The 20,860-nt window shown below is 72.1% G+C and carries 23 protein-coding genes; 15 read left to right on the top strand and 8 right to left on the bottom strand.

Going from position 1 to position 20,860, the window contains the following annotated elements; all coding sequences use genetic code 11:
* Positions 1 to 25: 25 nt before the first annotated feature.
* Complete coding sequence (rpmB, locus tag ABLE88_RS12300) at positions 26 to 319, top strand: 50S ribosomal protein L28 (RefSeq protein ID WP_348831975.1); 294 nt, start codon at positions 26 to 28, stop codon at positions 317 to 319.
* A 9-nt stretch (positions 320 to 328) separates the two neighbouring features.
* Positions 329 to 892, top strand: coding sequence for a queuosine precursor transporter (locus ABLE88_RS12305; protein ID WP_348831976.1), 564 nt, complete (start codon positions 329 to 331; stop codon positions 890 to 892).
* Positions 893 to 895: 3 nt separating this feature from the next.
* Here ABLE88_RS12305 and ABLE88_RS12310 read toward each other — a convergent pair whose 3' ends face one another.
* Both ABLE88_RS12310 and dapE read right to left on the bottom strand, forming a co-directional pair.
* Positions 896 to 1,657 carry an alpha/beta hydrolase gene (locus ABLE88_RS12310; RefSeq protein WP_348831977.1) on the bottom strand — a complete coding sequence of 254 codons (762 nt, stop codon included), beginning with the start codon at positions 1,655 to 1,657 and terminating at the stop codon, positions 896 to 898.
* 22 nt (positions 1,658 to 1,679) lie between these two features.
* A complete protein-coding gene (dapE, locus tag ABLE88_RS12315) occupies positions 1,680 to 2,855 on the bottom strand; it encodes a succinyl-diaminopimelate desuccinylase (protein ID WP_348832185.1) in 1,176 nt (391 codons plus the stop codon).
* 256 nt (positions 2,856 to 3,111) lie between these two features.
* Here dapE and ABLE88_RS12320 point away from each other — a divergent pair, with 256 nt between their 5' ends.
* The 5 genes from ABLE88_RS12320 (at position 3,112) to ABLE88_RS12340 (ending at position 9,724) form a co-directional block, all read left to right on the top strand.
* A complete protein-coding gene (locus ABLE88_RS12320; RefSeq protein WP_348831978.1) occupies positions 3,112 to 5,718 on the top strand; it encodes a DUF3772 domain-containing protein in 2,607 nt (868 codons plus the stop codon).
* A gap of 70 nt (positions 5,719 to 5,788) precedes the next feature.
* Positions 5,789 to 6,310 (top strand): CAP domain-containing protein, encoded by a 522-nt coding sequence (locus ABLE88_RS12325; protein ID WP_348831979.1) that lies wholly within the window; start codon positions 5,789 to 5,791, stop codon positions 6,308 to 6,310.
* Between the two features lie 152 nt (positions 6,311 to 6,462).
* Positions 6,463 to 8,067 carry an AMP-binding protein gene (locus ABLE88_RS12330; protein WP_348831980.1) on the top strand — a complete coding sequence of 535 codons (1,605 nt, stop codon included), beginning with the start codon at positions 6,463 to 6,465 and terminating at the stop codon, positions 8,065 to 8,067.
* Positions 8,068 to 8,317: 250 nt separating this feature from the next.
* A complete protein-coding gene (locus ABLE88_RS12335; protein WP_348831981.1) occupies positions 8,318 to 8,818 on the top strand; it encodes a DUF721 domain-containing protein in 501 nt (166 codons plus the stop codon).
* A 234-nt stretch (positions 8,819 to 9,052) separates the two neighbouring features.
* Positions 9,053 to 9,724 (top strand): DsbA family protein, encoded by a 672-nt coding sequence (locus ABLE88_RS12340; protein WP_348832186.1) that lies wholly within the window; start codon positions 9,053 to 9,055, stop codon positions 9,722 to 9,724.
* Positions 9,725 to 9,946: 222 nt separating this feature from the next.
* Here the strand turns inward: ABLE88_RS12340 and ABLE88_RS12345 are convergent, their stop codons facing one another.
* A complete protein-coding gene (locus ABLE88_RS12345) occupies positions 9,947 to 10,366 on the bottom strand; it encodes a 4-oxalocrotonate tautomerase (RefSeq protein WP_348831982.1) in 420 nt (139 codons plus the stop codon).
* A 116-nt stretch (positions 10,367 to 10,482) separates the two neighbouring features.
* On the opposite strand from ABLE88_RS12345, the gene ABLE88_RS12350 reads away from it, so the two are divergent.
* Both ABLE88_RS12350 and ABLE88_RS12355 read left to right on the top strand, forming a co-directional pair.
* Entirely contained in the window at positions 10,483 to 11,358 is an 876-nt protein-coding gene (locus tag ABLE88_RS12350) for a LysR substrate-binding domain-containing protein (RefSeq protein WP_348831983.1), read from the top strand.
* A 102-nt stretch (positions 11,359 to 11,460) separates the two neighbouring features.
* Positions 11,461 to 12,282 carry an exodeoxyribonuclease III gene (locus tag ABLE88_RS12355; RefSeq protein WP_348831984.1) on the top strand — a complete coding sequence of 274 codons (822 nt, stop codon included), beginning with the start codon at positions 11,461 to 11,463 and terminating at the stop codon, positions 12,280 to 12,282.
* Between the two features lie 12 nt (positions 12,283 to 12,294).
* Here the strand turns inward: ABLE88_RS12355 and ABLE88_RS12360 are convergent, their stop codons facing one another.
* Both ABLE88_RS12360 and ABLE88_RS12365 read right to left on the bottom strand, forming a co-directional pair.
* Positions 12,295 to 12,777, bottom strand: coding sequence for a cyclic nucleotide-binding domain-containing protein (locus ABLE88_RS12360; RefSeq protein ID WP_348831985.1), 483 nt, complete (start codon positions 12,775 to 12,777; stop codon positions 12,295 to 12,297).
* Positions 12,778 to 12,819: 42 nt separating this feature from the next.
* Positions 12,820 to 13,506, bottom strand: coding sequence for a response regulator transcription factor (locus tag ABLE88_RS12365; protein WP_348831986.1), 687 nt, complete (start codon positions 13,504 to 13,506; stop codon positions 12,820 to 12,822).
* Positions 13,507 to 13,619: 113 nt separating this feature from the next.
* Between ABLE88_RS12365 and ABLE88_RS12370 the strand changes: the two genes are divergently transcribed.
* The 6 genes from ABLE88_RS12370 (at position 13,620) to ABLE88_RS12395 (ending at position 18,725) form a co-directional block, all read left to right on the top strand.
* Positions 13,620 to 14,162, top strand: coding sequence for a L,D-transpeptidase family protein (locus tag ABLE88_RS12370; RefSeq protein WP_348831987.1), 543 nt, complete (start codon positions 13,620 to 13,622; stop codon positions 14,160 to 14,162).
* 123 nt (positions 14,163 to 14,285) lie between these two features.
* Positions 14,286 to 15,089 (top strand): (Fe-S)-binding protein, encoded by an 804-nt coding sequence (locus ABLE88_RS12375; protein WP_348831988.1) that lies wholly within the window; start codon positions 14,286 to 14,288, stop codon positions 15,087 to 15,089.
* 4 nt (positions 15,090 to 15,093) lie between these two features.
* Positions 15,094 to 16,578 carry a lactate utilization protein B gene (locus tag ABLE88_RS12380; RefSeq protein ID WP_348831989.1) on the top strand — a complete coding sequence of 495 codons (1,485 nt, stop codon included), beginning with the start codon at positions 15,094 to 15,096 and terminating at the stop codon, positions 16,576 to 16,578.
* Complete coding sequence (locus tag ABLE88_RS12385; RefSeq protein ID WP_348831990.1) at positions 16,575 to 17,249, top strand: LutC/YkgG family protein; 675 nt, start codon at positions 16,575 to 16,577, stop codon at positions 17,247 to 17,249. The genes ABLE88_RS12380 and ABLE88_RS12385 overlap by 4 nt, the downstream gene beginning before the upstream one ends.
* 234 nt (positions 17,250 to 17,483) lie before the next feature.
* On the top strand, positions 17,484 to 18,218 hold the full coding sequence (locus ABLE88_RS12390; RefSeq protein ID WP_348831991.1) for an alpha/beta hydrolase family protein: 735 nt from the start codon (positions 17,484 to 17,486) through the stop codon (positions 18,216 to 18,218).
* Between the two features lie 51 nt (positions 18,219 to 18,269).
* The gene (locus ABLE88_RS12395) at positions 18,270 to 18,725 is read left to right on the top strand and encodes a DUF3592 domain-containing protein (RefSeq protein ID WP_348831992.1); all 456 of its coding nucleotides are present in this window, start codon (positions 18,270 to 18,272) and stop codon (positions 18,723 to 18,725) included.
* Positions 18,726 to 18,759: 34 nt separating this feature from the next.
* Here ABLE88_RS12395 and ABLE88_RS12400 read toward each other — a convergent pair whose 3' ends face one another.
* The 3 genes from ABLE88_RS12400 to ABLE88_RS12410 form a co-directional block, all read right to left on the bottom strand.
* The gene (locus tag ABLE88_RS12400; protein WP_348831993.1) at positions 18,760 to 19,065 is read right to left on the bottom strand and encodes a branched-chain amino acid transport AzlD family protein; all 306 of its coding nucleotides are present in this window, start codon (positions 19,063 to 19,065) and stop codon (positions 18,760 to 18,762) included.
* Entirely contained in the window at positions 19,052 to 19,765 is a 714-nt protein-coding gene (locus ABLE88_RS12405) for an AzlC family ABC transporter permease (protein WP_348831994.1), read from the bottom strand. The genes ABLE88_RS12400 and ABLE88_RS12405 overlap by 14 nt, the downstream gene beginning before the upstream one ends.
* Positions 19,766 to 19,892: 127 nt before the next feature.
* Entirely contained in the window at positions 19,893 to 20,828 is a 936-nt protein-coding gene (locus ABLE88_RS12410; RefSeq protein ID WP_348831995.1) for a LysR family transcriptional regulator, read from the bottom strand.
* Positions 20,829 to 20,860: the final 32 nt, after the last annotated feature.

A 20,860-nucleotide genomic window follows, 5' to 3' on the forward strand; every position in this document is an offset into this window, starting at 1 on the left:
ACAAGACTTAAGAAGGACTTTCGCCATGTCCCGGCGGTGCGACCTGACCGGCAAGGGGGTTCTGAGCGGCCACACGGTGAGCCACTCGAACCACAAGACCAAGCGCCGGTTCCTCCCGAACCTGTGCAACGTCACGCTGGAGAGCGAGACGCTGAAGCGCACCATCCGCCTCCGGGTGAGCGCCAACGCGCTCAAGAGCGTGGATCACCGCGGCGGCCTCGACGCCTTCCTCAGGAAGGCCCGCGACGAGGAACTGTCGCCCCGCGCCCTCGAATTCAAGCGCCTGATCGTCAAGGCCGTGGCCGCTCCGGCGGCCTGACGCGCTTCGATGGGCCCAAATTCCGAACCGCGGGCGTTCGCGCTCGCGGTTTTTGCCATGTGCGCCACGGTGCTCGCCGCCAACATATTGGTGCAGCACCCCTTCACGCCGTTCGGGCTTGAGGACTGGCTCACCTTCGGCGCCTTCACCTATCCCTTCACCTTCCTGGTGAACGATCTGTCCAACCGGCGCCTGGGCCTGAACAAGACCCGCCGGGTGATCTATGCCGGCTTCGCGCTGGCGGTGGCGCTGTCCGCGCTGCTCGCGACGCCGCGCATCGCGCTCGCCTCGGGCACCGCCTTCCTTGCCGCCCAGCTGCTCGACGCCACCGTGTTCGACCGTCTGCGTGCCCGCGCCTGGTGGCTGCCGCCGCTGGCCTCCGGGGTGGTCTCCTCGGCGCTCGACACGGCGCTCTTCTTTTCCCTCGCCTTCGCCGGCACCGATCTGCCCTGGACCAATTGGGCGGTGGTCGATTACGCCGTGAAGCTCGCCATGGTGGGCGTCTTCCTCGTTCCCTACCGCCTCATCATCGCCCGCATGCCGGCCTTCCCGGCCCGCGCGGCGCGGGCCTGATCCTTAAGCGAACTCCTCCAGCGCGGCGGTGAGGCGCTCGAGATCCTCCGGGCGCGAGAGGCGGTGGTCGCCGTCCTTGACCAGCGCGAACACCACGTCGTCCTCGGCGAGGCAGGAGACGAGGCGCATGGCGTGCGCCCATGGCACGTCCTCGTCCACGGCGCCCTGCTGGATCCGCACCGGGCAGCCCACCGCGAACGGGGCGCCCAGCAGCAGGTGGCGCCGGCCGTCCTCGATCAGCTCTTTGGTGATGACGTAGGGGTCCTCGCCATAGAGGCTGGGCTTCAGGAACCGCCCGGTGCGCTCGATCTGTTCGCGCACCGGCGGCGGGAAGCGGTCCCACATGAGGGCCTCGGTGAAATCCGGCGCCGGGGCGATGAGCACCAGCGCCTTGAGGCGCCCGTCGCCGCGCGCCGCCAGCGCGCGGGCGAGCAGCAGCGCCATCCACCCGCCCATGGAGGAGCCCACCAGGATCTGCGGGCCCGTGGTCGCGCGCTCGAACACCGCGAGCGTGTCCTCCAGCCATTGCGAGATCGTGCCGTCCTCGAACCGTCCGCTCGAGGCGCCGTGGCCGGAATAGTCGAAGCGCACATAGGCCGAGCCGCGCGCCGCCGCCCAGCGGGCGAGGTGCTCCGCCTTGGTGCCGGTCATGTCGGACTTGAAGCCGCCGAGCCACAGCACGCCGGGCGCCCGCCCCGGCACCGCGCGCACCGCGATGTCGCGTCCCGCCACCGCGATGCGGCTCGAAATCTCGTTCTCGATCATGGGACTGCTCTCGAAGGCCGGGTCAGGCGGAAAAATAGCGCGCGATGATGCGCTCATAGACGGCGGTGAGCGCCGCGATGTCGGCGAGCGGGCTCGCCTCGTCCACCTGATGCATGGTGCGGCCCACGAGGCCGAACTCGATCACCGGGCACAGGTCCTTGATGAAGCGCGCGTCCGACGAGCCGCCCGAGGTGGAGGCTTCCGGCACCCGCCCCGTCACCGCCTGGACCGCGTCGCGTACCAGGTCGACGAACGGGCCGGGCTCGGTGCGGAAGCTCTCGCTCGGCCCCGGCCGGAAGGCGAGATGGTGGGCAAGGCCGGTGGCGTCGAGCCGGCGGCGGATCTCGGCCTCGAGGCTCGCCAGGGTGAAATGGTCGTTGAAGCGCACATTGAAGCGCGCCTCCGCCTTCGCCGGGATGACGTTGAACACCGGATTGCCCACGTCCACCGAGATCACTTCGAGGTTCGAGGGCGGGAAGAAATCCGAGCCCCGGTCGAGCGGGTCGGCGGTGAGCGCGGCGAGGAGCGCCAGCAGGCGGGGGATGGGATTGTCCGCAAGGTGGGGATAGGCCACGTGCCCCTGCCGGCCCTCCACCGTGAGGATGCCGGAGAGCGAGCCGCGCCGGCCGATCTTGAAGGCGTCGCCCAGGGCCTCCGGGTTGGTGGGCTCGCCGAGGATGCAGGCGTCGACGCGCTCGCCGCGCGCCTTGAGCGCCTCGACCACCCGCACGGTGCCGTCGAGCGCCGGGCCTTCCTCGTCGCCGGTGAGGAGGAAGGAGAGCGAGCCCGTGGCCGGCCGGCCGTGGCGCAAAGCGGCGGCGATGGCGGCGGCCACCGCGCCCTTCATGTCCACCGCGCCGCGGCCATAAAGGAGTCCGTCCGCCACGTCGCCGGAAAACGGGCCGCGGGTCCATTCGCCGGGCTCCCCGGGCGGCACCACGTCCACATGGCCGGCGAAGCACAGGTTCGGCCCCGCCGCGCCGATACGGGCGTAGAGGTTGACGACGCGCGGGCCATGGTCGGAAAAGTCGAGCCGCTCAACGCGGTATCCCGCTGCTGATAGGATTGCCTCCACCAGCGCCAAGGCCTCCCCGGCGTCGGGCGTCACCGAGGGGGCGCGGATCAGCGCCTGGGCGAGCGCCACCGGATCGGTGGGGTCGAGCGGGAGAGCGGGCTTGACGCCGGAGCCGGGCAACATCAAGAGCATCCTCGTCCATCGGAGCCGGTTTTGCCGATCGGACGGCGTGCCGTCCGATCGGGACGGGCCGCGGCCACCTCCGGCCCTGGAAAGGGACCGAATTAGCGGCAAGCGGGCCTCGGACGCCAGCAAAATCAGACCGGGCTCCATTCGGACTCCGTGCGGGGTCCGCTTGGGGAGGGGCACGCGCTTTCGCGCCGCGTCGCCTTGAGGATGCCGCCTTCGCGCGACAGGAACTCCGCCCGGAGATCAGTTCATGCGCCTTCTGACGTCCGCGGCGGTGCTTGCCGCCGCCTTGTTCCTCGGTTTGTCCGTGTCGCCGCCCGGCGCCGGCGCGCAATCGGCCGCGCCGGCCCAGGGCCAGGCGCCGGCCGCGCCGCCGGCCCAGGCCGGCGGCGCCCCGGGCCACGGGGAGGGGCAGGGGCAAGCACAGGGGCAGGCGCAGGGCCAGCCGCCCGCCACCAGCGCCGCGCCCGCGCCGGCGGTGGCGAAGAAGCCCACCTTCCCGCCCGACGCGGCGGTGCTGGCGGCGCGCGAGAAGATGGAAGCCGGCCGCGCCGGCCTCGACAGCATCGAGGCTGCGCTCGCGGTCGAGGGCCTGCGCAACGCCGACCTCGACGATCTGCGCCGGCGGCTCGACCCGCTGCGGCGCGAGCTGCTGGCGCGGGCGGAGGAGATCGGCCCCCGCCTCGCCGCCGCCAAGGCGCGGCTCGAGGAGCTCGGCCCCAAGCCGGCCGAGGGCGCCGCGCCGGAGGACCCGGCCGCGAGCGTCGACCGCGAGCGGTTCCAGCGCCTGTCCGCCGAGCTCGACGCCGCGCTCAAGCAGAACCGGGCCCTGGTCGGCCGCGCCGACGAGATCGCCGAGCGCATCGCTGGCCGTCGCCGGGCGCTGTTCACCGGGCAATTGTTCGAACGTTCGGTCTCGGTGCTCGATCCGGCGCTGTGGACCGGGGCCTTCGCGGGCCTTGCGGGGGAATGGCGCGCGCTCGGCTTCCTCGCCACCGACTGGGGCGCCTTCGCGACCCAGCGCCAGGGACGGCTCGCGGTGGCCGGCATCGCGCTCGGCGCGTTCGCCATCGCCGTCCTGGTGGTGGCGTTCGGCCGCTTTGCGCGGGCGCGCCTGCGCACCCCGCCGCCGCCGGGGGGCGAGCGCTTCTCGCGCCTCAGGGCGGCGCGCGAGGCGATCAAGGTGTTCTGCCTCGAGGCCCTGGTGGCGCCGCTCGCCACCATTGCCGCGGTGGCATTCGCCAACGGCTTCGACGTGATCCCGCCGCGCGCCGAGGAACTGGTGCGCGGCCTCACCGTGGCGGTGTTCATCAAGGCCATCGGCACCGGCGTCGCCCGCGCGCTGCTTGCCCCCAACGAGCCGTGGCGGCGCCTGCCCGGGCTCAGCGACCGGGCCGCCGGCTTCGCCTTCCACTACTTCTCGTTCGCGGTGTGGACGCTCTCCATCGCCGCGTTCCTGAATGCGACGCACCGCGCATTGTTCGCGCCCGTGGGCCTCACCGTGGTGACCAGCGCGGTCATGGCGCTGCTGATCGGCGCCTTCATCGCGCGGTTCCTGATCAATCTCGGCAAGGCCGAGGCAGACGCGCCCGCCGACGGCGCCCCGGCGGACGCGGCCGGCGAGACCGTTGCCGGCGCGGCCCGGCTCGCCTGGGTGCGCTTCCTCGCCTGGCTCGTGGTGGCCTTCCTCATCGGCGCGCTGGTGGCGGGCTATGTGAGCTTCGCCGCCTTCATCGCCGCCCGCCTCGTGATCGCCACCGCCGTGCTCGGCGGGCTCTACGTGCTCTACGGCCTGATCGATGCCTTCTTCACCGAGGGCCTGGTCCCCGGCACCCGGCGCTCGCGCGCCATGTCCACCACCCTCGGCCTCAGGCCGGAGAGCCTGGAGCTCATCGGCATCCTCGTGGCGGGCCTGCTGAAGCTGCTGCTGTTCGTGGTGGCCGCGTTCCTGATCGCCGGCAGCTGGGGCACCTCCACCGCCGACGTGATGGACACGGTGGAGCGCGTCTCGTTCGGGGTGCGCATCGGCAATTCCACCATCACCTTGTGGAGCGTGCTCTCGGCGGTGGGGCTGCTGCTGGTGGGCCTGGTGCTGGCGCGCGGGCTGCAGCGCTGGGTGGCCAGCGCGATCCTGCCGCGCACAAGGCTCGAGCCCTCGCTCCAGTCCTCCATCGCCACCATCCTCGGCTATGTGGGCGTGATCATCGCCATCATGGTCGCGGTGGGCGAGCTCGGCATCAACCTCGAGAGCATCGCCATCGTCGCCGGCGCGCTCTCGGTGGGTATCGGCTTCGGCCTGCAATCCATCGTCTCGAACTTCGTCTCCGGCCTGATCCTGCTCGCCGAGCGGCCGATCCGGGTGGGCGACACCATCAACGTGAAGGGCGAGGAGGGCTATGTGCGGCGCATCTCCGTGCGCTCCACGGAGATCGAGACCTTCGAGCGCGCCACCGTCATCGTGCCCAACACCGACCTCATCACCGGCATGGTGAAGAACTGGACGCACTCCAACACCTCCGGCCGCATCATCGTCACCGTGACCGTGACCTTCGACGCCGATCCGGAGGAGGTGCGCGACATCCTCGTGTCGTGCGCCTGCGACCATCCGCAGGTGCTGCCGAGCCCGCCGCCGCGCGTGTTCCTGTCGAAGTTCGCCGATGCCGGCATGGTGTTCGAGCTGCGCTGCGTGGTGGCGAACGTGGACTACGGCCTGACCGTGAAGAGCGACCTGCACTTCCAGCTGCTCTCAAGGTTCCGCAAGGCCGGCGTGGTGATCGCGTCGCAGCCGTGGGCGGCGCTCGCCCGCGCGCCGGCGGACATGGTGCCGCTCCCGCCCCCGCCGCCGCCGGCGGCCTGAGACGGCGCTAACCCTTCCTCAACCCGGACGGCGCCAGATGACCGCCCGCGAACCCTTTCCGGAACCCGCCATGCGCGCCCCCCTTGCCGGCCTTTGCCTCGTCCTCGCGCTCGCACTGGCGGGCTGCGGGACCACCGAGGACCTGTCCCAGCCGGCCTTCTACGTGAACCTCGCCCAGACCGGCCGGCCGGTGGACGCGGCGGCCGCCGCCTCGCTGCTCTCCGACTACCGCACCGCCCGCGGCCTGCCGGCGGTCAGCGTCGACCCGGCGCTCTCGCGCCTCGCCCAGGACCAGGCGAACGCCATGGCCAAGGCCGACAAGCTCGACCATGCGGTGGGCGGGCGCGACTTCATCTCGCGCATGAAGGCCTCCGGCTACGACGCCAAAGGCGCGGTGGAGAATGTCGGCGCGGGCTACCACACGCTCGCCGAGGCGTTCTCCGGCTGGCGCGATTCCCCGTCCCACAACAAGAACATGCTGGCGCCGGGCATGACCCGCATCGGCATCGCCACCGCCAATGCGCCGGGCTCCAAGTACAAGGTCTTCTGGGCGCTGATCCTCGCCGACCCCGACGCGCCGCCGGCGCGCTGAGCCGGATCGGCGCCGGTCGAACCGCCCGGGCGGTTCGCCGTCTCTATGGGCCGATCGCACGCCAAGCCGGCCTGCGTCGGCAAACGATCCCGTGGACCGCCGCTGCCGCCGGGGATAGCCTGCCGCCCGTCCGAGGGAGAGGTGGTATCGGGATGCTTCCGAACGTCGCCGACTATGACGGTCTCGTGCGCGCCTTCCGCTGGCGTCTGCCCGAGCGCTACAACATGGCGCGTCACGCCTGCGACGACTGGGCGGCGCGCGAGCCCGCCCGCCCCGCGCTCTACCGCCAGGCGGCGCAGGGGTGGGAGGCGGTGTCCTACGGCGCGCTGGCCGCGCTTTCCAACCGGCTCGCCCATGCGCTGGCGGCGAAGGGGATCGCCGCCGGCGACCGGGTGGCGATCCTGCTGCCGCAGTCGGTGGAGGTGCTGGCCAGCCACTTCGCGGTCTACAAGCTCGGCGCCATCGCCGTGCCGCTCGCCGGCGCGTTCGGCGTCGAGGCGATCGCCTACCGGCTCGAGGACAGCGGCGCCAAGGCGCTCGTCACCGACGACGCGGGGCTCGCCAAGCTCGCCGACCGCCCCGAGCGCCTGCGCCTCGTGGTGTGCGTGGACGGGCCGCGCGCCAGCGCGGACGGCCTCGCCGAGCTCCTCGCCGCCGCCAGCGACCGGCCGCACGCCGCCGGCACCGGCCCGGACGATCCGGCGCTGATGATCTACACCTCCGGCACCACCGGCCAGCCCAAGGGCGCGCTGCATGGCCACCGGGTGCTGCTGCCGCACGTGAGCGGGGTCGGCTTCACCCACGACTTCTTCCCCCGGCCCGGCGACCGCATGTGGACCCCCTCGGACTGGGCCTGGGCGGGGGGCCTGCTCAACACCGTTTTGCCGGCGCTCGCCTCGGGCGTGCCGGTGGTGGTGCAGCCCGCGGGCCGGTTCGATCCCGAGGCCGCCTTCGCGCTGATCGCCGCTGCCGGCGTGCGCAACGTCTTCATCCCGCCGACCGCGCTCAAGATGATGCGCGCGGTCGAGCGCCCCAAGGAACGCTTCGGCTTCGAGCTGCGCACCGTCGGCTCCGCCGGCGAGGCCTTGGGGGCCGAGACCTTCGAATGGGGCCGCGCGGCGCTGGGCGTGGCGGTGAACGAATTCTACGGCCAGACCGAGTGCAACTACGTCATCGGTTCCAACGCCGCGCTCGGCGTCGCCCGGGCCGGGGCCACGGGCAAGGCGGTGCCGGGCCACCAGGTGGCGGTGCTCGACGCCGACGGTCAACCCTGCGCGCCGGGCGTGATGGGCCAGATCGCGGTGCGCGCGCCGGATCCGGTGATGTTCCTCAACTACTGGAACCGGCCGCGGGACACCGCCGCCAAGTATGCGGGGGAATGGCTGCTGACCGGCGACCTCGCGCGCCAGGACGAGGACGGCTACTTCCACTTCCTCGGCCGCGACGACGACATCATCACTTCGGCCGGCTACCGCATCGGACCGGCGGAGATCGAGGACGTGCTGCTGCGCCATCCCGCGGTGCAGATCGCCGCCGCGATCGGCAAGCCGGATCCGCTGCGCACCGAGATCGTCAAGGCCTATGTGGTGCTGCGCCCGGGCTTCGCGCCAAGGGAGGCGCTGGTGGCGGAGATCCAGGAGTTCGTGCGCACCCGGCTTGCGGCCTACGAATATCCGCGCGAGATCGCCTTCGTCGAGGAGCTGCCGCTGACCACCACCGGCAAGGTGATCCGCCGCCTGCTGCGCGATCAGGGGTAGGGGGTCTCAGGAACCCCCGCGTCGGTCATCGTCACGTTCACTCCCGTCATGCCCCGGCTTGTCCGGGGCATCCACCGGCCCACCTGCGCCGTGCTGCGGGATCTGGACGCCAGCCCGGCCGCGAGGTGGATCCCCCGGACAAGCCGGGGGATGACGGCAAAGCCGCGCACCGGAACTTTCGCGGCGCTCCTTTGCCGCGTCGATTTGCGGTAAGCTCGCCGCGCCCCATCACGCGAGGAGCCGCAAGCTTGTGAGCCCGCCCCCCCGCCGTTCCCGCGGCCCGCGCCCGCTCGCCGACTTCGTCGCGCCGGGCATCGCCGAGATGTGCGGCAAAGCGGGCATCTCGGTGGTGGAGGTGGTCACCAATTGGGACGAGATCGTCGGCCCGGACCTCGGCCCGCGCTCGGTGCCGCTTAAGCTGCAATGGCCGCGCCGCGGCCCCGACGGCACGCCGCCCGAGCCCGCCACCTTGGTGGTGCGGGTGGAAGGCCCCTACGCCATCGAGATGCAGCACGCCGCGCCGGTGGTGCTGGAGCGCATCAACGCCTATTTCGGCTGGCGCTGCGTCGGCCGCATCGCGCTCCGGCAGGGTCCGGTGCCGGCGCGCGCCGCCCGCGCGCCCGCTCCCCCGCCGCCCGCCGCCGAGGCGGTCGCGGCGGTGCGCGGCGAGATGGGGCGGTTCGAGGACGAGGACCTCGCCGCCGCCCTCGCCCGGCTCGGCGCCCTGGTGCGGCGCGAGCGGCGGGGCTGAGCATCGGCCGGCCCGGCCGTTGACCAAGCCGTGATCGGCACCGCGTTTGCCGCCATGGATGCGCCATGCTAGAGGCCGAACATCCCATCCCGGAGCACACAGCGGCTCCCGAACCATGCTGAATTCGCCTCCAGGCCGCAGATGGAACGCCCCTCCCGATCCGCGGCCGGTGGCCGGCCGGACGGGGCGCCCGCCTTCGCCGCGTGCCCGGACCTGCCGGAGACCTGCCCGATGATGCTCACCCGCCGTCGCCTGCTCACCGGCGCCGCCGCCCTCGCCCTCGCCGCCGGCCTCGGCCTGCCGCTCGCGCCGCGCGGCGCATCCGCCCAGTCCGCGGAGGGGCGTCCCGTCGACCTGGCCAAGGTGATGGCGCCCGACGCCAGCGCGCTGCCGGTCAAGGCGCTCGGCGCGGCCAACGCGCCGGTGACCATCATCGAATACGCCTCCATGACGTGCAGCCACTGCGCCGCCTTCCACACCACCACCTTCCCGGAGCTGAAGAAGAAGTACATCGACACCGGCAAGGTGCGCTTCATCTTCCGCGAGCTCCCGTTCGAGCCGGTGGCCACCGCCGCCTTCATGCTGGCGCGCTGCATGCCGGACGACAAATACTTCCCCATGATCTCGACCCTGTTCGAGACCCAGAAGGTCTGGGCGTTCGGCAACGACCCCGCCGCCGGCCTGCTCCAGGTGGCGCGCCAGGCGGGCATGAGCCAGCAGGAATTCGAGAAGTGCCTGACCGATCAGGCGCTGGCGGAGAAGGTGCAGGCGAGCGCGCTCTACGCCAACAAGGAGCTGGGCGTGAACGCGACGCCGAGCTTCATCATCAACGGCAAGGTCTATTCCGGCGCGCTCTCGGTGGCCGAGATGGACAAGATCCTGGAGCCGCTCGTCGCTGCCAAGTGAAGCCGCGGGTCGGGCGGGCCGCTGGCGCCTCAGCTGAGCCGGCCGGCGCCGGCGTGCCGCAGGCGCCGTCTCCCTCGCCCGCGCTCGCGCTTGCCTCCTCGCCCTTCCCTCTCCCCGCCGGGAGAGGGTTTGTCCAATGCGCGCCGGGGCTCCCGGAGGGCGAGGGGCGGGGTGAGGGGGCGCCGCCGGGCGCAGTGCCGCAAGCGGACGCCGGCCGCGAGCTCAGGCCGCCGCCGCGCCCGCCGCGAGGCGCGATGCCTGATAGCGTGCCTCCTGGGTGCGCCCGCCATAGCCGTAGGCGTCGGCCTTCACCTCCCGCACCAGCACGTAGCTTTCCGCGTCGAGGCCCGGGACCAGCCGGCCCATGGCCGCGTGCACGGCCGCGAGATAGGCCGCCTTCTCGTCCTTGGTGTTGGTGCCATCGGTGACGATCACGTCGAGGGCGAAGGAGCGCGTGCCCTTGTCGGCGAGCGCGCGCCCGGCCGTGAACCAGTGCGCCTCGCTCACGAACGCGATCTGGACCGCGGTCACCGCCGGGTCCTTGTGGAGGATGTCGCGGGTGAGGGCGGCAAGGCGGCTCGCCACGGCGTGGGCCAGGGCGTCGTCCGGCGCGCCGGACAAGGTGACGTTGAGAAGCGGCATGGTGGGCTCTCCGTTGGGGCCGGGGCGTCGCCGCCGGCCGTCTCCCATTCCTACGCCGCAGGAACGCATCAGAAAAATTGAATTGAAGAATAGAAATATTTTGCAATACTCATAAAATGATCCGCAATCTCGACCTCGACCTCGTGCGCAGCTACCTCGCGGTGGCCGATCTCGGCTCCATCTCGGCGGCGGCGCGGCGCGTGGGCCGCACCCAGTCGGCGGTGAGCCTGCAGATGGACCGCCTCGCCGCGGCGCTCGGCTTCCAGGTGCTGGAGCGCAAGGGCCGCACCGTGGTGCCGACCCAGCGCGGCGGCGCCTTCCTCGACGACGCGCGGCGCCTGCTCGACCTCAACGACCAGGTGCTGGCGCAGCACGTGCACGGCACCTTCGCCCAGCCGCTGCGGCTCGGCTTCGTCCAGGACGTGGGCGAGGACGTGCTGGAGCGCATCCTGACCCGCATCAGCGCCCACTTCCCGCAGGCGCCGGTGTCGGTGCGGGTGTGCGCCACCTCGTCCATCCTGGATCAGCTGCGCGCCGAGGAGCTGGACGTGGGCGTCGGCTTCCGGATGGAGAGCGATCTGCCGGCGCGCCGGTTCCTGCGCGAGCCCATGCTGTGGATCGCCGCCCGCCACCTGCGGCTCGACCGCGACGCGCCGGTGCCGCTGGTGCTGTTCGAGCAGCCCTGCGTGTGCCGCAGCGCCGCCATCGCCGCGCTCAGCGCCGTCGGCCGCTCGTCTCGCGTCGCCTTCTCGAGCCCGAGCCTGCCCGGGCTGATGGCGGCGGTGGGGGCGGGCATGGGGGTGACGGTGCGCTCGCGCCGCGCGCTCCGGCCCGGGCTCGCGGTGATGGGCGACCTCTGCAGCGCGCCATTGCCGGATCTGGAATTCATGCTCTACGGCCGGCCCGGCGTGCGCCCGGCGGCGCTCGCCAAGGTGGAGGAGATCCTGGAGGAGGAGATCGCCCGCGAGCACCAGCTCCACGTCGCGGCCTGAACGGCGGCCGGCGCCGCGCCTGGCGCCATCTCGCCGCCTTGCGCGGCGGCGGGGACGGGGCTAAGCCTTGACCCCCTCCCGCGATCAGACCCGCCCGCCGCCTTGTCCCTCACCGTCTGCACCTGGAACATCAATTCGGTCCGCATCCGCCTTCCCATCGTCCGCGCGGTGGTGGAGCGGCTGAAGCCGGACGTCCTGTGCCTGCAGGAGACCAAGTGCCAGGACGACAAGTTCCCGCTCGGCGCCATCCGCGACATGGGCTTCGACCACATCGCGCTCAACGGCCAGAAGGGCTGGCACGGGGTCGCGACCTTCTCGCGCCATCCCTTCCTCGACATCGCGCGGGGCGAGTTCTGCGGCAAGGGCGATGCGCGCCATGTGAGCGTCACGCTCGGGCCGGAGGCCGGGCTCGGCAAACCGGTGACGATCCACAATTTCTACGTGCCCGCCGGCGGCGACGTGCCGGACCCGGAGCTGAACCCCAAATTCGCCCACAAGCTCGCCTTCCTGGACGAGATCACCCAGTGGCCGGCCCTGCGCGCCGACGCGGCCGACGCCGGGCGCCACGCGGTGGTGGTGGGCGACCTCAACATCGCGCCGCTGGAGACCGACGTGTGGAGCCACAGGCAGCTGCTCACCGTGGTCAGCCACACGCCCGTGGAGGTGGAGCGGCTCGGCGCCTTCCAGGCCTCCGGACCCTGGGTGGACGTGATGCGGGACATCGTGCCGCCGGCCGAGAAGCTGTTCACCTGGTGGAGCTACCGCTCGCCCGACCCGACCGTGAACGACCGCGGCCGCCGCCTCGACCATGTGTGGGCGAGCCGCAGCCTCGCGCCTTATGCCCGCGCCATGACGGTGCTGAAGGAGGCGCGCGCCTGGGACAAGCCCTCCGACCACGTGCCGGTGGCGCTGACCTTCGGGTGAAGGGGAAGCCCCTCAGCGCCGGCGCGGGCCGAGGCCCTCGCTCTCCAGCCGCTCGGCCACGCCGCCGAGGGCGCTGAGGGTCTCCTCCAGGCGGTCGGCGAACATCTTGCGCATGCGCTGCGCCACGTCCGGAAAGCCTTCGAGGGTGCGCACGAAGGTGGAGCGCGACAGCCGGATGAGGACGCTCGGCGCGGCGGCGATCGCGGTCGCGGGCCGCGTGTTGGCGAGGATCAGCGAGGTCTCGCCGATCAGCGCCACCGGTCCCACCTCGTGCAGCAGCTCCGGCGCGGCGTCCGGCTTCTCCTTGACGAATTGGATCCGGCCCGACGCCAGCACATAGCCGCAATCGGCCGCGTCGCCGGCCTTGAACAGCACCTCGCCCTCGGCCAGCACCTTCTGCTCCGAGCTGATGGCAAGGATCCGCAGCGCCTCGCCGTTCAGGATGTCGAAGGTGGGCACCTGCCGAAGCAGGGCGATGTCCGTCTCCAGGCTCAAGGGATGGTCTTTCGGCGGGCGGGCATCACGGGCGGCCTCTGCTCACGGGACGAGCTTGTACCCCCCGGCCTGGGTGGCGAGAAGCGTGGGGTTCGAGGGATCGGGCTCGATCTTCTGGCGCAGGCGGTAGATGTGGGTCTCGAGCGTGTGGGTGGTGACCCCGGAATTGTAGCCCCAGACCTCCTGGAGCAGGGTCTCGCGCGGCACCGGCGTCTTCCCGGCGCGGTAGAGATAGCGCAGGATCGCGGTCTCCTTCTCGGTCAGGCGGATCTTCGAGCCGCGCTCGGTGAGCAGCAGCTTGGCGCCGGGCCGGAAGGAATAGGGGCCGATGGCGAACACCGCGTCCTCGCTCGCCTCGTGGGAGCGCATCTGGGCCCTGAGGCGCGCCAGCAGCACCGCGAAGCGGAACGGCTTGGCGATGTAGTCGTTGGCCCCGGCCTCCAGACCCATGATGGTGTCGCTGTCGGTGTCGTGGCCGGTGAGCATCAGGATCGGCGCCTTGAAGCCGTTGCGGCGCATCTGCCGCACCGCCTCGCGGCCGTCCATGTCGGGCAGGCCCACGTCCATGATGACGATGTCGATGGCGCCGTTCCGCGCGGCGTCGATGGCACCCTGGGCGGTCTCGACCTGGACCGGCTCGAACTCTTCCTGGTGCGTCAGCTGCTCGACCAATGCGTCGCGCAGCTCCGGGTCGTCCTCGACCACCAGGATCTTCCAGGCATTGGCCATGACACTCCTCCTGCGCCCTTTCGGGCGCGCGAATCGCGCAAGTACAGCATGCCGGCGCGGGCATGCAAATTTCTCGACCCCCGCGGCGAGCTTTACAGGTAAATTGATGGGGCATGAAGGGTGAAACACCTGTGGGCATCTCCCGTATCCAGGTGCGCCGCCGTCCGGGCGGGCGCCATCGCGGCCTGCTGATCGCCGGCGGGCGGGCCATTCCCGTGGCGCTGGGCCGCGCCGGCCCGGGCGCGCGCAAGCGGGAGGGGGACGGCCGCACGCCGGTCGGCCGCTATCGCATCCTGAGGGCGCTCTACCGGCCCGACCGCATGGCGCGGCCCAAGACGCGCCTGCCGCTCGCCGCCATCCGCCCCGACGACGGCTGGAGCGACGACCCCGCCGACCGGCGCTACAACCGACCGGTCAAGCTGCCGGTTTCCACCTCCCACGAGCGCCTGTGGCGCGGCGACGCGCTCTACGACCTGGTGCTGGTGCTCGACCACAACACCCGCCCGCGCGTCGCGGGCCACGGCTCAGCGGTTTTCATCCACGCGGCGCGGCCTGGCTTGCGGCCCACCGAGGGCTGCGTGGCGCTCGGGCCGGCGGACCTGAAGCGCCTGGTGGCGCGCCTTGCGCCCGGCGCGGTGATCGAGATCGCCCCCTGACGGCGGCGCCGCTCGCTTTCCGCCGGCCGCCCTCCGGTGCTATAGGATCGTTCTAAGGAGCGGTCTGCCGCGCCGCAGCCGCCGCGCGTGTCTCCGGTCCGGCCTCAAAGGTCCCAGGTCCCCATGCATCCAGCTTCCCCGACCGAGACGGACGCAGGCAAGGCGCCCCGCGTCGGCCTGTTCTGCACCTGCCTCGTGGACACGCTGCGGCCGTCGGTGGGCTTCGCCGCGGCCAAGCTGCTGGAGGATGCCGGCTGCGAGGTGGACGTGCCGCGCCAGACCTGCTGCGGCCAGCCGGCCTTCAATTCCGGCGACCGCGCGACCGCCCGCGCGCTCGCCGAGCAGGTGATCGCCGGCTTCGAGAGCTTCGATTACGTGGTCGCCCCCTCGGGCTCCTGCGCCGGAATGATCAAGGTCCACTATCCCGAATTGTTCGTCGGCGACCCGGACTGGATGGGCCGGGTGGACCGCTTCTGCGCCAAGGTGTTCGAGCTCGTCTCCTTCCTCGTGGACGTGCGCGGCGTCACCGCCGTGGCGGCCGCCCATGAGGGCGCGGTGACCTATCACGACAGCTGCTCGGGCCTGCGCGAGCTGGGCGTCGAGCGCCAGCCGCGCGCCCTGCTCGCCTCGGTCGAGGGGCTGGCGCTGGTGGAGATGGAAGAGGCCGACACCTGCTGCGGCTTCGGCGGCACCTTCTGCGTCAAGTACCCGCAGGTGTCCGACGCCATCGTCGGCAAGAAGGCCGACCACATCGCCGCCACCGGCGCCGGGACCCTGCTCGCGGGCGACCTCGGGTGCCTCATGAACATGGCCGGCAAGCTCCAGCGCATGGGCAAACAGGTGCGCGCGCGCCACGTGGCGGAGGTGCTCGCCGGGATGGGCGACGGCCCCGCCATCGGCGAGCCGGCACCGGCCGGAAAGGCGTGACCCCATGAGCGTCGAGATCACCTCGCCCGCCTTCAAGGCCAACGCCGCCCACGCTCTGGCGGACGAGAACCTGCAGACCGCGCTCGCCAAGGTCGGGCCGGGCTTCACCGGCAAGCGCCGCGCGGCGGCGGACAAGCTGCCGGAGTTCGAGGCCCTGCGCGACAGCGCGCGGGACATCAAGGACCACACCCTCGCGCACCTCGACCTCTATCTGGAGCGCTACGAGGCCAAGGTGAAGGAGATGGGCGGCCACGTGCATTTCGCCGTGGACGCCGCCGAGGCGCGCGACATCGTCACCGGCATCTGCGAGCGCCTCGGCGCGCGGACGGTGACCAAGGGCAAGTCCATGATCTCCGAGGAGATCGGCCTCAACGACCACTTGGCGGCGCGCGGCATCGAGCCGGTGGAGACCGATCTCGGCGAATATCTGATCCAGATCCGCGGCGAGGCGCCGTCCCACATCATCGCTCCCGCCATCCACCTCACCAAGGCGCAGGTGGAGGCGGACTTCCGCCGGGTGCATTCTGATCTGCCGGCCGGGCGCGATCTGTCCGAGCCCACCTCGCTGCTCGCCGAGGCGCGCGGCAAGCTGCGCCAGCGGTTTCTCGCCGCCGACGTGGGGGTGACGGGCGCGAACTTCCTGGTGGCGGAGACCGGCACCTCCATCATCGTCACCAACGAGGGCAATGGCGACCTCACCCAGACCCTGCCCAAGGCCCACATCGTGCTCGCCTCGATCGAGAAGCTGGTGCCGACGCTGGAGGACGTGAGCCAACTCCTGCGCGTGCTGGCGCGCTCGGCCACGGGACAGGAGATGAGCGTCTACACCACCTTCTCCTCGGGCCCGCGCCGCGCCGCCGACGCCGACGGGCCGGGCGAGTACCATGTGGTGATCCTCGACAACGGCCGCTCCGGCATGCTCTCGGGCCAGCTGCGCGAGATGCTGCGCTGCATCCGCTGCGGCGCCTGCATGAACCATTGCCCGGTCTATCACGCCATCGGCGGGCATGCCTATGGCTGGGTCTATCCCGGCCCCATGGGCGCGGTGCTCACCCCCTCGCTAATCGGCATCGAGAAGGGCGCGAACCTGCCCAATGCCTCCACCTTCTGCGGCCGCTGCGAGCAGGTGTGCCCGGTGCGCATTCCGCTGCCGAAGCTCATGCGCCACTGGCGCGAGAAGGAGTTCGAGCGCCACCTCACCCCGGCGCCGCAGCGCTTCGGCCTCGGCGTCTGGGGTTTCTTCGCGCGGCGCGGCTGGCTCTACCGGCCGGCGACGCGGCTCGCCATGGGCGCGCTTTCGCTGCTCGGCCGCGGCAAGGGCCGCTTCACGACGCTGCCGCTCGCCGGCGGCTGGACCAAGTATCGCGACTTTCCGGCGCCCGAGGGCGACACCTTCCAGGCCCAATGGCGCCGCAGGAAGGAGCGCGAGGCGCTGGCGCGCGCCGAGGCCGCCGCCGGCCACGCTCCGGCCGAGGGAGGCGCGGCATGACCTCCTCGCGCGACACCGTCATCGCCTCCATCCGCCGGGCGCTGGGCGTCACCTCCCAGGAGGCGCCGCGCCGCTTCGAGGTCAGCCAGCGGCTCGCGGCGCATCCGCGCGGCGTGGTGCCGGCGCGGGCCCAGCTGCCGCCCGCCGAGCGGATCGCCCTGTTCAAGGAGATGGCGCTTTCCGCCGCCGCGAGCGTCGATCATCTGCCGACGACCGACGCGGTGCCCGCGGCCATCGCCGCCTATCTGCGGGCACGCAATCTGCCCGCCACCATCCTGCGCGGCGCCGACCCGCGCCTCGCCGATCTGCCGTGGCAGAACGAGCCCAATCTCGACGTCTGGATCGGCGCCTCGGACGGGCGCCAGCTGGTGGGCCTGTCCCACGCTTTTGCCGGGGTCGCCGAATCGGGCACGCTGGTGATGCTCTCGGGCGCCGACAATCCGAGCACGCTCAACCTCTTGCCGGACCACCATCTGGTGGTGCTCGACGCCGCGGACGTTGAGGCGGACTATGAAAGCGTGTGGACGCGCGTGCGCGCGCGGTTCGGGGAGGGCGCCATGCCCCGCACGGTGAATTGGATCACCGGCCCTTCGCGCTCGGCCGACATCGAGCAGACGCTGCTGCTGGGCGCCCACGGACCGCGGAGCCTGCACATCCTCCTGGTGGGCTGAGCGCCGCTCCGGCGGATCGGGCGCCCGCCGACCGGCGCTCCCTCGCGCGCGGAGGAGCTTTTCATGACTTTCCGCGCGCCGGTACCCCGGCGGCGTGCCAATGATGCAGAAGTGCCACGCCGCCGGTCGAAAATCGCGCTGCCGCAGGGGATTGTTGCGCCCGGCAAACACTCGCCTGTTGCCCCGCGCCCGGTTTGCCGGCAGAACTCGGACGCCATCTGGAACGGTGACCTCATGATGTCAGCCCTGCGCTCCGCCACCGCGCTGCTCGTCGCGCTCTTCCTTTCGGCCGGCCTCGCGGCCGGTCCCGCCGCGGCTCAGCACGTCGGCCACGTCTATCTGCTGCGCGGATTGGCAAACGTGTTCTCGTTCGGCATGGACGACCTCGCCGAGAAGCTCAACGCGCGCGGCATCACCGCCACGGTGCACGAATACGGCGTGTGGCCGCAGCTGGCCGACCAGGCCGCCGCCGAAAGCCGGGCGAACCGCAACGCGCCGATCATCGTCGTCGGCCATTCGCTGGGAGCCGACGCCGCCATCGAGATGGGCGAGCGCCTGACCGCGCTCGGCGCGGCACCGCGTTTGGTGGTGACGTTCGATCCGGTGGGAGTCACCGTGATCGGCAAGGCGGCCGGGCGGTACGTGAACTATTATCAGTCGACCAACGGCTACGGGAAGCGCCTCACCACCGGCCCGGGCTTCAAGGGGCGGCTCGACAATCGCAACCTCGACGCGGCGGGCGCCATCGACCATTTCAACATCGAGAAGTCGCCGCGCCTGCATGCCGAGGTGATTTCCGCCGTGCAGGCCATCACCGCCAAGCCGAAGCCGAAGCCGCGGCCGGTCGCGCCCGCCGCGACGCCCGAACCCGGCGCGGCGGCGCCCGCCCAGGCCAAGCCCGAGCCGGCCACTCCCGGCTCCGCCAACGCCAACGCGCCCACCGTGACCGGCAGCGCCAAGCCGCTCTGAAGCCGGCTCCGACGCCGGAGCGGGGCGGCGCGGCGCGCCAGGGGAACCGCCGTGCTCGAGACCGTCGTCCGCATCCTCGCTTATCTGGCGTCCTTCGGCGCCCTCGGCGGCGTGGTGTTCGCCGCCGTCGCCGCCGGTGCGCGCGCCAAGGCGCGCCGCGTCGCCGACTGGCCGAGGGTTCGGGGCCGCGTGGTCCAGCTGCCCGCGGCGCCGCGCCCGTTCGGCACGCTGGCGCCGGGGCTGCGCTACCGCTACCCGGTGGATGGCCGGCTCCATGAGAGTTCCCGGCTGACGCTGCTCGACTGGCCGGCCGGCGTGTGGCCCGACCCGGGCGCGTTCGCGCGGCGCTACGGCACGCCCGGCGACGTGGAGGTGTTCGTCAATCCCAAGCTTTCCGACGACGCGCTGCTGGACCGCGCCGTGCCGCCGGCGCGGGCGGTGCATCTCGGCCTCGCGGTGGCGCTCGCCTGCACCCTCCTGGTCCTGGCACGGCGGCTGCTGGCCTGAGGCGGCGGATCGGCCGCCGGAGCGCCGCGCTTGGTCAGTGGAAGGCGCGGATCGCCGCCGCCACCGCCATGGCGGCGATCACCGCCAGGAAGTCGCTGCGGGTGAGCTTGGCCACCGCCAGCGCCGCGGCGAGGCCGGACAGCATGGCGGCATCGCCTTTGACCGCGCTGGGCACCAGCAGCGCCACCAGCACCGCGCCCGGCAGCGCGTCCAGCACCCGGCGCACGCGCGGCGTCACCGGGACGAGGCGCATCAGAAAGAAGCCGGCGGTGCGGTTGAAGATGGTGGCGGCCGCCATGACGCCGATGGCGAGCAGCGTTCCCGGATCAATTGCGCTCATCGGTGAACCCGCCGACTAATGCGCCCGCCACGGCCCCGACGGCGATGAACCACCAGCCCGGCAGCACATAGGAGGCGACGAGCGAGGTCGCCGCCGCCGTGCCCCACCCCACCGCCTCGCGCCGGCCGCGCCAATTGGGCAGCAGCATGGCGATGAAGAAGGCGGGCACCACGAGGTCGATGCCGATCGCCTTGGGGTCCGGCACGCCGCCGCCCACCAGGTGTCCGGCCGCGGTCGAGACCACCCATAGCACCCAGGTGATGGCGCCGGCGCCGACGAAATAGCCCGCGTCCGCTCCGCCTTCGGCGCGGTAGCGCATGGCCGCCGCCCAATTGTTGTCGGCCAGCAGCAAAAGCGAGCCGTAGCTCTGCCAGGCCGGCAGCTGGCCGAGCCAGGGCCGCAGGGAGGCCGCCATCAGCACATGGCGCAGATTGATGGTGAAGGTGAGCAAGCCGAGGGCGAGCAGCGAGGAGAAGGTCCAGCTCCGCGTCCAGCCTTCGAGCGCCACCATCTGCGCGAGGCCGGCGAAGACCAGGCCGCTCGACAGGGCGGCCTCGGCCAGCGTCAGCCCCTTCTGCCCGGCGGCGGCGCCGAACGCCATGCCGAACGCCGCAAGGCCCGGCATGAAGGGGATGGTCTCGCGCGCGCCCTGCAGGGCGCCGGACCAGGTGAGGGTGGTGGGAGCTTTGGCGGCAGTCATGAGGACCGGCTTGTGAAAGAGCCTCCTTATGGCCGAGCGGCGGGAAAGGACCAACCCGATTTCCGCTGCGGTGCCCGCGCCTGCCATGCGTCCAGCGCAGGGCCGTCTCCCGGCCTTCCCGCCCCCCTCACGCCGCCGCGCGCGGGTCGAACAGGTGCTCCAGCCCCTCGTCCCAGGGCGGCACCGCGCCGTAGAGGCCGGCGAGGTGGTCGATGAACACGCGCACCTTCTGCGGCAGGAAGCGGCGCGAGGGATAGACCGCGAACAGCCCCACCCGGTGGGAGGCGCGCCAGCGCGGCAGCACCACCTTCAGCGCGCCCGAGCGCAGCTCCGGCCCGACGTCCCAGGTGGAGCGCAAGGCGATGCCGATCGAGGCGAGCGCCGCCTCGCGCACCACCTCGTTGGAATTGGTGCGCAGCGGCGAATGGGTGCGCAGGGTGATCGGCCCCTCCGGCCCCTCAAGGCGCCAGGGGTCCTGGCTGTGGGTGGCGAGCAGGGTGTGGCGGGCGAGGTCGGCGATGGTCTTCGGCTCGCCCGCCTCAAGCAGATAAGCGGGCGTCGCGCACAGCACCCGGTGCACCGGCGCGAGGCGGCGCGCCACCAGGCTCGAATCGTCGAGGTCGGCGATGCGCACCGCCACGTCGAAGCCCTCGCCGACGATGTCGACGAAGCCGTCGGACAGTTCGAGGTCGATCACGAGGTCGGGATTGGCGGCGAGCAGCGGGCCGAGATGGGGGGCGATGTGCATGCGCCCGAACGAGGTGGGCGCCGCCACCCTGAGCAGGCCGCGCACCTCGGAGGACTTGCGGGCGAGCTGGCTCTCCGCCTCCTCGAGGGAGGCGAGGATGGTGACCACCCGCTCGTAGAAGCCCTGGCCGGCCTCGGTGAGCGTGACCTTGCGGGTGGTGCGCTGGAACAGCCGCGCGCCGAGGCGCCCCTCCAGGCGCTGGATGCGCTTTGACACCACCGGCGGGGACAGGCCGAGCTCGCGCCCGGCGGCCGACAGGCTGCCCGCGGTGACGATGCGCGCGAAGATTTCCAGATCGCCCAGATTGCCGATCATCGCTCAGGTCCGCACGGGCCGGCCGCTTCCGC

This window comes from Xanthobacter luteus (assembly GCF_040049235.1).
In the GTDB taxonomy this organism is placed as follows: domain Bacteria; phylum Pseudomonadota; class Alphaproteobacteria; order Rhizobiales; family Xanthobacteraceae; genus Xanthobacter.